The sequence below is a fragment of the Stenotrophomonas sp. genome (assembly GCF_031995405.1).
GTDB lineage: Bacteria > Pseudomonadota > Gammaproteobacteria > Xanthomonadales > Xanthomonadaceae > Stenotrophomonas.
On record NZ_DAMAGC010000011.1, the window covers coordinates 30658 to 42968 of the forward strand.

Genomic DNA, 12311 nt, shown 5'->3' on the forward strand with positions numbered 1-12311 from the left:
CGGGGAGGCAGCCACGCATGGCGTGGCGCTACCCGTGCGATTACAGCTTCGCGCGCTGTCCGCGCAGGCCGTCCAACTGGGCGGTCCACTCGACCAGGCGCACGCGCTCCTGTTCGACCACCGCCGCCGGCACCTTGTCGGTGAACCGGGACAGCTTGGTCTCGCTCTTCTCCTTTTCCGACTCCACCCGGGCGATTTCCTTGTCCAGGCGCGCGCGTTCGGCGCCCAGGTCGACCAGGCCCTCCAGCGGCACCAGCAGGGTGAGATCGCCCACGATCGCGGCGGCGGCCGGCGGGGTGTCACTGCCGTCGGCCAGCCACGCGATGCGCTCCAGCTTGAGCAGGAACGACAGCGAGGAGGTGAAGCGGGTCATGCGCGCGCGATCGTCCTCGGTGCCCCCCTGCAGCAGCAGGGTGACCTGCTTGGACGGCGGCACGTTCAATTCGCTGCGCACGCGGCGCAGCGCGTTGACCATCGACTTCACCCATTCCACGTCGGCCTCGGCGCGGGCGAAATCGCCGGCGAATTCCTCGGCGGTGGGGTACGGACGCAGCGAGATGGTGTCCTCGGTGATGCCCAGGCGCGGGGCGACCTGGCGCCACAGCTGCTCGGTGACGAACGGGGTCAGCGGGTGCAGCAGGCGCAGCAGCGCTTCGAGCACGTACAGCAGGGTGTGGCGGGTGCTGTCGGCATCGTCGGCATCGGCACCGTTGAGCGCCGGCTTGGTCAGTTCCAGGAACCAGTCGCAGAACTCGTTCCAGGCGAACTCGTACAGGCACTGCGCCAGCAGATCGAAGCGGTAGTTGGCGTAGTGCGTCTGCGCCTCGGTGGACACTGCCGCCAGTCGCGACAGAATCCAGCGCTCGGCATCGGTGCGCGGCTGCGGCACGCCGGTGAAGCTGCTGCCCTCGGTGTTCATCAGGGTGAAGCGGCTGGCGTTCCACAGTTTGTTGCAGAAGTTCTTGTAGCCCTCGGCGCGGCTCATGTCGAACTTGATGTCGCGGCCGTGGGTGGCCAGGGCCGCGATGGTGAAGCGCAGCGCATCGGCACCGTGGGCGATGATGCCCTCGGGGAATTCGCGGCGGGTCGCCTTCTCGATCTTCGGCGCGTCCTTGGGCTTCATCAGTCCGGTGGTGCGCTTGGCGATCAGGTCGTCGAGCGAGATGCCATCGATGATGTCCAGCGGATCGAGCACGTTGCCCTTGGACTTGGACATCTTCTGACCCTGCGCATCGCGGATCAGGCCGGTCATGTAGATGTCCTTGAACGGAATCTTCCCGGTGAAGCTGTCGGTGGCCATGATCATGCGGGCCACCCAGAAGAAGATGATGTCAAAGCCGGTGACCAGCACCGCCGAGGGCAGGTAGCGCTCGAAACCGCGCGCCGCCATTGCCTCTTCGTTGGGCCAGCCCAGCGTGGAGAACGGCCACAGCTGCGAGGAGAACCAGGTCTCCAGCACGTCGCTGTCCTGGTGCAGGGCAAGGTCGGCAGCGAGGTTGTTCTTCGCGCGTGCCTCGGCCTCGTCGCGACCGACGTAGCAGTTGCCCGCCTCGTCGAACCACGCCGGGATGCGATGGCCCCACCACAGCTGGCGGCTGATGCACCAGTCCTGGATGTTCTCCATCCAGTGGCGGTAGGTGTTGATCCAGTTGGCCGGCACGAACTGGATGCTGCCGTTCTCGACCAGCTCCAGACCGCGCTTGGCCAGCACGTCCATCTTCACGAACCACTGGTCGGTCAGGTACGGCTCGATTACCTGCTGGGTACGATCACCGCGCGGCACCTGCAGCTTGTGGGCCTTGGTCTCGACCAGGATGCCGAGGTCTTCGAGTTCGGCCAGGATCACCTTGCGCGCTTCGTAACGGTCCAGCCCGCGGTATTTTTCCGGGGCGTTGTCGTTGATCGCCGCCGTCGGGGTGAACAGGTTGATCATCGGCAGGTTGTGGCGCACGCCGACCTGGTAATCGTTGAAGTCGTGCGCTGGGGTGACCTTGACCACGCCGGTGCCGAACTCGCGGTCGACGTAGTCATCGGCGATCACCGGAATCTCGCGGTCGGTCAGCGGCAGCTTGACCCGCTTGCCGATCAGGTGCGCATAGCGCTCGTCTTCGGGGTGCACCATCACCGCGGTGTCGCCCAGCATGGTTTCCGGACGCGTGGTGGCCACGGTCAGGGTGCCGCTGCCATCGGCCAGCGGGTAGCTGATCGACCACAGGAAACCGTCTTCTTCCACGCTTTCCACTTCCAGGTCGGAAATGGCGGTCTTCAGCACCGGGTCCCAGTTGACCAGGCGCTGGCCACGGTAGATCAGGCCCTGCTCGTGCCAGCGCACGAAGGCTTCGATCACCGCCTCGGACGGCTGCGGGTCCATGGTGAAGGTGCTGCGCGACCAGTCGCTGGAGGTGCCCAGGCGGCGCATCTGGCGCTCGATGGTGTCACCGGACTGGGCCTTCCATTCCCACACTTTCTCGATGAAACCTTCGCGGCCCAGCGAATCGCGGGTTTCGCCCTGGCCGGCCAGCGCCAGGTTGCGGCTGACCACCATCTCGGTGGCGATGCCGGCGTGGTCGGTACCCACCTGCCACAACGTGTCGTAGCCGCGCATGCGGTGATAGCGCACCAGCGCGTCCATCAGGGTCTGCTGGAAGGCATGGCCCATGTGCAGCGTGCCGGTCACGTTCGGCGGCGGCAGCAGGATGGTGTACGGCTCGCCCTTGCCGGACGGCTTGAAATGGCCGGCCTTCTCCCACGAGTCGTACAACTCGGTTTCAAAGGATTTGGGGTCGTAGCTGGGGGCGAGTTGGGTCATGCGGGAACCAGGATCGAAGACGAAAGGTGGGGTGCCGGAAGCTCAGCGCCCGAGGGCGCGACGGATCTTCTGGTCGGTATGGAACTGCGAGACCGCGTAGGCGGCCCAGATCGCGGCGGGCAGCCAGCCGATCAGCGTGATCTGCAGGATCAGGCAGAGGATGCCTGCGATCGGGCGGCCGATGGTGAAGAAGGCGAACCAGGGAAAGATCAGGGCGATCAATAGGCGCATCAAGAGGCTCCGGGGTGCAGCGGCGACGGCCCAAGGGACGCCGCGCGGGTTACATGTCGTACTTGTTCAGGTCAAAGCCCAGCGCCTTGTACTGGCGCCAGCGCTCGCGCAGCGGCTCGCGTGCCTCCGGGTCGGCCGGCACCACTTCCAGCACGCGGTCGCACTCGGCCAGGTAGGGGTCGTCGCGCAGGTTGATCACCAGCGGACGCGCCGGGGCCGGCGTGCCGGGCACGGCGATCAGCACCAGCGCTTCTTCCTCGTCCATGTCTTCGCCGGCGATCTGATGCGGGATGTAGGCGTCGTTGTCGAACGCCCACAGCAGCTCGTCCAGCTCCTCGGCCTGGGCCTGGTCGCGGGCCAGCACCAGGGTGAACAACCCGGCGTCGTTGGCCTTGCGGGCCAGCTCGCAGACCAGGCGCAAGGGCTCGGTCAGGAAGCGGGGCTTGGCGATCAGGTAGAAATCAGCACGGGACATGGCAGGGCCTGGAGCGGAGGGAGAACCCGGCGCCAGGCCGGGCGGGATCGCGGCCACCGGCAGGCGGCCGCGATCGGGCGGGGCATCAGGCGCGGGCGACCTGGTCCAGCAGCCACTGGCTCAGCAGGCCGACCGGGCGACCGGTGGCCATGCCGCGCTTGCCTTCGTCGCTGGCCACGCCGGCGATGTCCAGGTGGGCCCAGCGCTGGCCGTCGGTGAAGCGCGACAGGAAGCAGCCGGCGGTGATCGCACCGGCCCAGCGGCCGCCGATGTTGTAGACGTCGGCGAAGCTGGAATCCAGCATCGGCTGGTACTCGTCCCACAGCGGCAGGCGCCAGGCGCGATCGAACACGTGCTCGCCGGCGGCCAGCAGTTCGTTGGCCAGGTCGTCGTGCTTGGTCATCAGGCCGGCGGTCTGGTGGCCCAGCGCGACCAGGCAGGCACCGGTCAGGGTGGCCACGTCGACCAGCGCGGCCGGCTCGAAGCGCTGCGCGTAGGTGAGGGCGTCGCACAGGATGAGGCGGCCTTCGGCGTCGGTATTGCCCACTTCGATGGTCTTGCCCGACATCGAGGTGATCACGTCCGACGGGCGGTAGGCGTTGCCGTCGATGGCGTTTTCCACCGCCGGCACCACCACCACCAGGTTCAGCGGCAGCCTGGCGGTGACCGCCGCGACGAAGGTGCCGATGACGTTGGCGCCACCGCACATGTCGTACTTCATCTCTTCGATGCCGCCCTGGGTCTTCAGGTTGACGCCACCGGTATCGAAGGTGATGCCCTTGCCGACCAGCACGTAGGGCTTGGCGTCGCCGCCGTTGCTCCACTTCAGCACCACCAGGCGCGGGCGGTTGGCCGAGCCGCGGGCCACGGCCAGAAGCGAGCCCATGCCCAGCGCTTCCATCTGGTGCTCGTCCAGGATCTCCGCTTCGGCACCTTCATGGGCCTGGGCGAACGTCACCGAGGACTCGGCCAGGTAGGCCGGGGTGCAGACGTTCGGCGGCAGGTTGCCCAGCTCGCGGGCGTACTGCACACCGGCGGCGATGGCCTGGCCCTGGGCCAGCGCCTGGCTGTCGGTGCCGGCGACGGCCAGCTGGGTCAGGCCCGGCGCTTCGGCCTTCTTCTTGCCCAGCGTGGCGCTGTAGCGGTAGGCGGCGTGGTCGGCGGTGATGATCGCCTGGCGGATATTCCAGGCGGCGTCGCGACCCTTGACCTCCAGTTCGGTCAGGGTCAGCAGTGCGTGGTGGCTGACCCCGCTCTTGAGCGCGCGGCTGGCGTCGCCGATCGCCTTGAGGTACTGCGGCACGCCGAACTTGGCCGGCTCGCCGAGCCCGACCACCAGCACGCGCGGTGCATTGACGCCGGGCAGGTCGTGCAGCAGGGTGGTGGCGCCGGTCTTGCCGCCGACATCGCCGCGGGCCACCAGGGCCGACAGGCGACCACCGGACGCGGTGTCCAGGGCCTGGGCCGCCGGGCTCAGGGTCTGGTCGGCATAGGCGCCGACGATGACGCAATCGAACGCGGCCGAGGCCGGCGTTGCGTGGTTCAGGGTGAATTCCAGGGCCATTGATCAGATTCCGTTGGCAAATCCGTACAATCGCGAGCTGTTTACGTCCCGTCGGTAGACTGGGCAGCATCGCGAACGAATCCGAGAGTTTAAACCACCGCCCCATGTCGAAGCTCGATCGCTATCTCCTGCGTGATTTCGTCCAGAGTTTCCTGGCCACCCTCATCGTTCTGCTGGTGGTGAGTGTCGGCGGTGTCCTGGTGGACATCCTCGGCAACATCGCCGACGGCCGCCTGCCGGCCCGCCTGCTGTTCTCCCAGCTGGGCCTGCAGTTCATCGTCTACATGCCGCTGATCCTGCCGCTGGCGCTGATGCTGGGGCTGATGCTGGCCACGGCACGGCTCTACCGCGACTCGGAAATGGCGGTCCTCACCGCCATCGGGGTCGGCCCGAAGCGGCTGCTGCGCCCGGTGCTGATGCTGGTGCTGCCGGTGGTGGCGCTGATCGCCCTGTGTTCGCTGTGGCTGGGGCCGTGGGCCGACCGCACCGGCGAGACCATGATCGAGGAGGCCAACCGCAGCGTGGTGATGGCCGGCCTGGAGTCGGGCAAATTCACTACCCTGCCCAACGGCGGGGTGGTCTACCTGTCCTCGGTCTCGCCCGATGGCACCCAGCTGGGCAAGGTGTTCATGCAGCGGCAGAAGGAAAATCGCCTCGAGGTGGTGTCGGCCGATCGGGGCCGGATGTTCTTCGAGGGCGCCCGCCAGCGCTACCTGGAGCTGGAAGACGGCCACCAGGTCGAAGGCCCGGCCCAGGGCGCGCTGGACTACAAGCTGATGACCTTCGCGCGCAACGATGTGGCCATGCCCGATGGCGCCGATACCCGCGAGAAGGACGACCCGGAGCTGCTGCCGACCGGGCAGCTGCTCGGCGATGCGCGCCCGGCCGCGCAGGCGCAGCTGCATTCGCGCATCACCCCGCCGCTGATCGCGCTCGCATTTGCGTTGATGACGCTGCCGCTGGCGCGCAGCTCGCCGCGCCAGCAGCGCTACGGGCGGATGATGCTGGCGTTCCTGGCCTACATGGTGGGCATGAACCTGATGTTCATCGGCACGCGCTGGATCGCCGATGGAAAATTGCCCGGCAGTGTCGGCTTGTGGTGGCTGAGCCTGCCGCTGCTGGCGCTGGCGATCTGGATGTACCTGCGTGACGGCAAGCTGTCGCGCCCGCGGAGGACCGCATGAAGCTTCACCCGATGCGGTTTGATCTCTATCTCGGCCGGGCGGTGTTCAGCACCGTGCTGCTGACCTGGGCAGTGCTGGTGGGCCTGGACGTGGTGATGGCGTTTTCCGGCGAGTTCAAGGACGTCGGCAAGGGCAGCTATACGCTGGGGCACGCGGCGGCGTGGGTGTTGTATACGGTGCCGCGCCGGGCCTACACGTTCTTCCCGACGGCGGCGGTGATCGGCTCGCTGATGGGCCTGGGCCAGCTGGCGGCGACCTCGGAGCTGACCGCGCTGCGTGCGCTGGGCCTGTCGCGCAAGCGCCTGAGTGCGTCGGTGGCGATCGCGCTGTCACTGCTCACGGCGGTGATGGTGTTCAGCGGCGAGACCGTGGCGCCGTGGGCGCAGAGCCGGGCCGACGACATCAAGATGAGCGCCAAGTGGGGCAACAGCATGGCCGTGGCGCGCTACTCGGGCGTGTGGGCGCGCGAGGGCGATACGTTCCTCAATGCCGGCGCGGGTGATGAGCAGTTGCTGCCGGGCGGTGGCACCAGGCTGGTGCTGCGCGACGTGCGCCTGTACAAGATCGCTGAGGACGGGCGGTTGGCATCGTTGACCTACGCCGGGTCGGCCGAGCATGACAAGGACGGCTGGGTGCTGAAGAAGGTGCGCCGGGATACGTTCGGCGAACGCTCGGCGACGCGCGAGATGGTGGAATCCGAACCGTGGAATTCACGCCTGGATGCGGCGGCGTTGGCCAGTGGCATTTCCAAGCCGCGCAACCTGACGGCGATGGACCTGCGCACGAGCATCGAGTACCGCAAGCGCAACGGGCTGGATTCGCGCGATTACGAAGATATCTACTGGAGCCGGTGGTTCTATCCGGTGAACGTGCTGGCGTTGTGCCTGGCGGCGGTGCCGTTCGCGTTCGGGTCACTGCGCAGTGGCGGCATGGGCAAGCGGCTGTTCCTGGGCATTCTGTTCGCGCTGGGCTTCTGGTTGCTGCAGTTGTTCTTCGGCCGCATGGCCGGTGCGCTGAAGTTCGACTACCGCATCGCCTACGCGCTGCCGCCGATCGTGATGCTGGCGGTGTCGGGGATGCTGTTCCGGCGCAAGTCGGGGTAATTCAGCGGCCGGGGTTCTGCGGGGTCGTGATGGTTCATGGTTGGCGTGTGCGGGGAGGAAGAGCGTCGCCCCGGCGTTGCGCCATCGGCGCTGCATCCGGCCCCGACGAGCCTCACGCCTGCCGGCACGGAACGACACCGCAGATCGGCCGATAGAGCCACGCCATGCGTGGCTGCGCTTTGCGCGGCAATCAAAATGCCAATGACCCCATCCCGACCAAGGGGGGCCTCCACGTGTTGCGTGGTTTCACCGCTTCGGCAGGCGTCGCATCCGCGTGCCGCTGGCACGGTCGTGCCAGCTCAGGCGTTGGCGGTCGATCAACGCCCACCACAACCCCAGGCCGCCGAGCAGCAGCGAGATCGTGCCGACGCTGTAGCGCAGCCACAACTGGCGGCGCGTGGGTGGCCTTCCGTCGGCAGTGGTCACCTGAAGTCGCCACGGGCGCATGCCCAGGGTCTGGCCACCACGACGCCAGCTCAGCGTGGCGTACAGCCCGGTGACGATCCAGCAGCACAGCCAGAGCAGCCATTGCAGGGCGCTGAAGGCAGGGATGTTTTCGCGTTCGGCGTGGCCGGACAGGGTGTAGGCCACGGTGAACACGGTGCCGACCAGCATCCACAGCGCGAGTGCGGGAAACAGGTCGTAGAGCAGGGCCAGCAGGCGCCACAGCAGCAGCGTGGCGGGGCGGTCGGCGGTTGCACTGGAAACGGTGGTGGCCATGGGCCGAGCATACCTGCGCGCTGGCGTCGGTTCGATGGCCGCGATGCGCCCGGCTCCGTATGCTGGTGGCATGTCCGATGCCTCTACCCCCGCACTGCGCCGCCAGTTGGTCCAGCAGCTTCCGCCATTGCGCGATGGCGACAACGTGCTGATCCAGCGCTTCCTCGATGCGATCTGGGCCGAGCAGGGGTTGGCGCGGGCCAGCCTGGACAGCTACCGGCGTGATCTGGAAGGGCTGGCGCGCTGGCGTGACGGGGCCGGCGGCGGGCTCGGCACGATCGACCGGGCCGGCCTGTTCGACTACCTGGCCTGGCGCGCGCGGCACGGCTGGTCGCCACGCAGCAACGCGCGGTTGCTGTCCGCCTTGCGTGCGTTCTTCGCCGATGCGCTGCGGCGCGGCCAGCGCAGCGAGGACCCCAGCGCGCTGCTGGACCCGCCGCGGCTGCCGCGGTTGCTGCCCAAGGCGCTGGCCGAAAGCCAGATCGATGCGCTGCTGGATGCGCCGGATATCGCCTCGCCGCTGGGCCTGCGCGACCGGGCGATGCTGGAGCTGATGTATGCCGCCGGGCTGCGCGTGAGCGAGCTGGTGGAGCTGCCGGCCAATGCGGTCAACCTGCGCCAGGGCGTGCTGCGGGTGACCGGCAAGGGCAGCAAGGAGCGCCTGGTGCCGTTGGGTGAGGAATCCCAGCACTGGCTGGAGCGTTACCTGGCCGAATCGCGGCCGCAGCTGGCCGGCAAGCGCACGGTGCCGGGCGGCGCGGACGGGTCGGTGCCGATGTTCGTGGCCCCCTCGCTGCAGCCGCTGAGCCGCCAGCAGTTCTGGGCGCTGGTGAAGAAGTACGCGGTGCTGGCCGGGATCGATCCGGTGCGGATCAGCCCGCACGGGCTGCGCCACAGCTTCGCCACCCACCTGCTCAACCGCGGCGCGGACCTGCGCGCGCTGCAGATGCTGCTGGGCCACAGTTCGCTGTCCACCACCCAGATCTACACCCTGGTGGCGCGTGAACACCTGCAGAAACTGCACGCCAGGCACCATCCGCGCGGCTGAGGCGGTGGCGGGGCGCTGGCTGGCGCCGGTCACTGTTCCACTGCGGTCCAGCTGCGGGTGTGGGTGGCTGTGCGAGAATCAGGGCCATCTTCTTTGTCCCCGGATCGCTCGATGCTCCGTGTTGCCATTGCCGCGCTCCTCGGCGCGCTCAGCCTGACTGCCTGCGCGCAGCAGCCCTCCGCTCCGGCCGCCAGCAAGGGCGCGTCGGCCCCGGCCAGTGCCTCGGCCCCGGCCGACGGCAACGCCGACCAGCGCGTGCGCAAGGCGCTGCAGCAGTTGGACCCCAAGTTCTCCCCGGACTACATCGGCGCGGCGCCGTTCCCGGGCTTCCGCGAGGTGCTGGTGGGCGGGCAGGTGCTGTATGTGACCGATGACGGCCGCTACCTCATGCAGTCCCAGCCCTACGACATCCAGAACAAGGCGCCGGTCAGCAGCGCCGGCCTGCTCGGCTACCGCCAGAAGCTGCTGGCGAAGGTGCCGCAGAGCGAGCGCATCGTGTTCGCCGCGCCGAACGCCAAGTACACCATCAGCGTGTTCACCGATATCGAGTGCGGCTACTGCCGCAAGCTGCACCAGGACATCGCCGAGCTCAACCGCAACGGCATCAGCGTGGAATACCTCGCCTTCCCGCGCATGGGCCTGGGCAGCCAGGACTACACCGACATGATCTCGGTATGGTGCGCGGCCGACCGCAAGCAGGCGCTGACCGCGGCTAAGACCGGCAAGCCGGTCACGCCGAAGAACTGCACCAATCCGGTGGCCATGCAGTACACGCTGGGCCAGCAGATGGGCGTCAATGGCACGCCGGCGATCTTCGCGCCCGATGGCACGCAGCTGGGCGGCTATGTGCCGCCGGCACAGCTGAAGGCCGCGCTGGAACGCATCACCGCCGGCGGCAGCCGCTGAAACAAACAACGCCCCGGCATGGCCGGGGCGTCGTCGTTGAGGGGCCTGCCCGACCGTGGGTCGGTTCCCCGTCAGTTCAACCCGTCGCGGATCGCCTTGGTCAACGTGCCCTGGGCGTCATCGCCGCTGAACTCCCAGAAGAACGCGCCGCCCAGTCCCTGGGTTTTCACGTAGCCCATCTTCTCGGTGACCATCGCCGGGGTGTCGAAGCTCCAGAACGTGGTGCCGTTGGAGATCCACGTGGCCTTGGCAACGCTGTCGGTGTAGCCCGGCCAGGCCAGGTTCTTGAGCACCTTCCAGTCTTCGATGCCGGCCTCGTAGGTGCCCGGCGCCGCGCCGCTGGCGCTCCTGTACAGGCCGTTGTTGCCGCTGGCCACGCCGGTCCAGCCGCGCCCGTAGTAGCCGATGCCCAGGTTCAACTTGGACGCCGGTACGCCACGGCTCAGGAAGGCCTCCATCGCATCGTTGCTGTTGTAGAGCTTCTGATCACCGGTGGACGGGTCGGCCGGTGAATCGAACAGCGCCGAGTGATGGTTGGTCTGCGGATCCCACGCACCGTGGAAGTCGTAGGTCATGACGTTGATGAAGTCCAGGTACGGGTGGTACGCAGCCGGGTCGGTCACCCGTACCTTGTCGATGCCCGCACCCACCGCCACGGTGAGCAGCAACCCCGGTCGCACCGCATCGAGCTGGCGGCGGAACTCGGCCAGCAGCGCGGTGTAGTTCGCGTTGTCGGCCGGGGTGCCACAGCTCAGCCCACAGGCCACCGGGTACTCCCAGTCGATGTCGATGCCATCGAACACGCCTGCCGCCGCGCCCACGCCACCGGCGCCGTCGGTGACCGGCAGGTTGCCCTTGATGTAGGCATCGATGCACGAGGCGACGAAGGCCTGGCGGTTGGCCGGCTGCGCCGCGCTGGAGAAGCCGCGCGACCAGGTCCAGCCGCCCAGCGAGATCAGCACCTTCACGTTGGGGTACTTGGCCTTGAGCTGCTTGAGCTGGTTCCAGTTGCCACGCAGCGGCTGGTCCCAGGTATCGGCGCCACCGCTCACGCTCTCGCCGGCACCGAAGGCCTTGGTGTAATCGGCGAAGGCATCGCCGCCCACGCCGGTGTTGGCGTCCGAGGCCTGGGTGATGCCCACTTCGCAGCGGTTGTTGCGCACGTTGCCGAAGGCGTAGTTGATGTGGGTCAGGCGCGCGGCCGAGCCGCTGGTGTCGATGTTCTTGACCCGGTAATTGCGCCCGTAGATGCCCCACTGCGTGAAGTACCCGATCACCCGCTTGCTGCCGCCCGTGCCGCCGCCGGCGGCCGTGGTGACGCTGATCGAGGCGCTCTGTGCCGAGGCGTTGCCGGCGTTGTCGCGCGCACGCACCGTGTAGGTGTAGGCGGTGCTGGCGGTGAGCCCGCCGTCGGTGTACTGGGTGGCGGCCGGCGAGCCGACCAGGCTGCCGTTACGGTACACATCGTAGCCGGCTACGCCGCTGCCGCCGCTGTTGTCGGTGGCGGCCGTCCAGGCCAGGTTGACCGTGGTGGCGGTTTTGGAGGGTGAGGCGAGGCCACCGGGCACGCTGGGCGGGGTGGTGTCGTTGCTGGCGGCGGTGACGGTCACGCTCACCGTGGCCGAGGAGGTCACCGCGTTGTTGTTGTCGGTGGCCACTGCCTTGAAGGTGTGGCTGCCGGCGCTCGCGTTGGTCCAGCTCACGCTGTACGGGGCGCTGGTGTCGATGCCCAGCGAGGTGCCGCCGCGGAAGAACTCCACCTTGCTGACGCTGCCGTCGCTGTCACTGGCGTTGGCACTGACGGTGATGGTGCTGCCGGCGCTGAAACTGGCCCCGGCCGCGGGGGAGGTCAGGCTGACGCTGGGCGGCTGGTTGCTGCCGCTGCCATCGCAGGCGCCGAGGTTGGTGTAGTAGGGCGCGCCGGCCGGGTGGTCCGGCGGGGCGTTCCAGATGTCCTGGTTGGCGCGGTACAGCACGCCGCTTTTCTGCAGGGTGGTGCCGGACAGGTAGATCACCGCCGGGTTCCATTCCGGGGCCCCGGTACAGTTCGCGGCCAGCGCCAGGGTCGGGGCGGCGGTGGTGGCAGCCGCCAGGGCCAGGGCGAGCAGCCAGCGTTTGCGGCGGCCTGCCGCAAGGGAGGATATCGATGTCACCGCACTGCGCATCATCGGGTCAGGCATGGTCTTACTCCGATCTAGTGATGGGCGCGGGCCGCCGGGTGGGGCGGCCCGCGTGCAGCAGGTCCGAGCGCCGGGGAGAGGCCGGCAACAG

Annotated in this window: 10 protein-coding genes; 4 read left to right on the forward strand and 6 right to left on the reverse strand. The window is 68.1% G+C overall.

From position 1 onward, the window contains the following. Positions 1-40: 40 nt before the first annotated feature. From RTO53_RS03385 to RTO53_RS03400, 4 genes are all read right to left on the reverse strand, one after another. Complete coding sequence (locus RTO53_RS03385; protein ID WP_312236474.1) at positions 41-2809, reverse strand: valine--tRNA ligase; 2769 nt, start codon at positions 2807-2809, stop codon at positions 41-43. A 42-nt stretch (positions 2810-2851) separates the two neighbouring features. Beyond that, positions 2852-3040: a YqaE/Pmp3 family membrane protein gene (locus RTO53_RS03390; RefSeq protein WP_088432079.1), complete on the reverse strand. Its 189-nt coding sequence runs from the start codon at positions 3038-3040 to the stop codon at positions 2852-2854. Between the two features lie 49 nt (positions 3041-3089). Next, the gene (locus RTO53_RS03395; RefSeq protein WP_259207039.1) at positions 3090-3515 is read right to left on the reverse strand and encodes a DNA polymerase III subunit chi; all 426 of its coding nucleotides are present in this window, start codon (positions 3513-3515) and stop codon (positions 3090-3092) included. 85 nt (positions 3516-3600) lie between these two features. After that, on the reverse strand, positions 3601-5079 hold the full coding sequence (locus RTO53_RS03400) for a leucyl aminopeptidase (RefSeq protein WP_312236475.1): 1479 nt from the start codon (positions 5077-5079) through the stop codon (positions 3601-3603). 104 nt (positions 5080-5183) lie between these two features. Between RTO53_RS03400 and lptF the strand changes: the two genes are divergently transcribed. After that, positions 5184-6263 carry an LPS export ABC transporter permease LptF gene (gene lptF / locus RTO53_RS03405; protein WP_312236476.1) on the forward strand — a complete coding sequence of 360 codons (1080 nt, stop codon included), beginning with the start codon at positions 5184-5186 and terminating at the stop codon, positions 6261-6263. Continuing rightward, the gene (lptG, locus tag RTO53_RS03410; RefSeq protein ID WP_312236477.1) at positions 6260-7366 is read left to right on the forward strand and encodes an LPS export ABC transporter permease LptG; all 1107 of its coding nucleotides are present in this window, start codon (positions 6260-6262) and stop codon (positions 7364-7366) included. The genes lptF and lptG overlap by 4 nt, the downstream gene beginning before the upstream one ends. A 246-nt stretch (positions 7367-7612) precedes the next feature. On the opposite strand, the gene RTO53_RS03415 is transcribed toward lptG, so the two are convergent. Then, the gene (locus tag RTO53_RS03415) at positions 7613-8086 is read right to left on the reverse strand and encodes an RDD family protein (RefSeq protein WP_312236478.1); all 474 of its coding nucleotides are present in this window, start codon (positions 8084-8086) and stop codon (positions 7613-7615) included. Positions 8087-8156: 70 nt separating this feature from the next. Here RTO53_RS03415 and xerD point away from each other — a divergent pair, with 70 nt between their 5' ends. Then, a complete protein-coding gene (gene xerD, locus RTO53_RS03420) occupies positions 8157-9134 on the forward strand; it encodes a site-specific tyrosine recombinase XerD (RefSeq protein ID WP_312236479.1) in 978 nt (325 codons plus the stop codon). Positions 9135-9245: 111 nt separating this feature from the next. Continuing rightward, entirely contained in the window at positions 9246-10040 is a 795-nt protein-coding gene (locus RTO53_RS03425) for a thioredoxin fold domain-containing protein (protein WP_312236480.1), read from the forward strand. 71 nt (positions 10041-10111) lie between these two features. Here RTO53_RS03425 and RTO53_RS03430 read toward each other — a convergent pair whose 3' ends face one another. Next, positions 10112-12220: a glycosyl hydrolase family 18 protein gene (locus RTO53_RS03430; protein WP_312236481.1), complete on the reverse strand. Its 2109-nt coding sequence runs from the start codon at positions 12218-12220 to the stop codon at positions 10112-10114. Positions 12221-12311: the final 91 nt, after the last annotated feature.

What these genes read in the sequence shown, in the direction of transcription:
- RTO53_RS03385 (WP_312236474.1), bottom strand. Translation starts at nt 2,809, where the DNA reads ATGACCCAACTCGCCCCCAGCTACGACCCCAAATCCTTTGAAACCGAG.
- RTO53_RS03390 (WP_088432079.1), bottom strand. Translation starts at nt 3,040, where the DNA reads ATGCGCCTATTGATCGCCCTGATCTTTCCCTGGTTCGCCTTCTTCACC.
- RTO53_RS03395 (WP_259207039.1), bottom strand. Translation starts at nt 3,515, where the DNA reads ATGTCCCGTGCTGATTTCTACCTGATCGCCAAGCCCCGCTTCCTGACC.
- RTO53_RS03400 (WP_312236475.1), bottom strand. Translation starts at nt 5,079, where the DNA reads ATGGCCCTGGAATTCACCCTGAACCACGCAACGCCGGCCTCGGCCGCG.
- lptF (WP_312236476.1), top strand. Translation starts at nt 5,184, where the DNA reads ATGTCGAAGCTCGATCGCTATCTCCTGCGTGATTTCGTCCAGAGTTTC.
- lptG (WP_312236477.1), top strand. Translation starts at nt 6,260, where the DNA reads ATGAAGCTTCACCCGATGCGGTTTGATCTCTATCTCGGCCGGGCGGTG.
- RTO53_RS03415 (WP_312236478.1), bottom strand. Translation starts at nt 8,086, where the DNA reads ATGGCCACCACCGTTTCCAGTGCAACCGCCGACCGCCCCGCCACGCTG.
- xerD (WP_312236479.1), top strand. Translation starts at nt 8,157, where the DNA reads ATGTCCGATGCCTCTACCCCCGCACTGCGCCGCCAGTTGGTCCAGCAG.
- RTO53_RS03425 (WP_312236480.1), top strand. Translation starts at nt 9,246, where the DNA reads ATGCTCCGTGTTGCCATTGCCGCGCTCCTCGGCGCGCTCAGCCTGACT.
- RTO53_RS03430 (WP_312236481.1), bottom strand. Translation starts at nt 12,220, where the DNA reads ATGCCTGACCCGATGATGCGCAGTGCGGTGACATCGATATCCTCCCTT.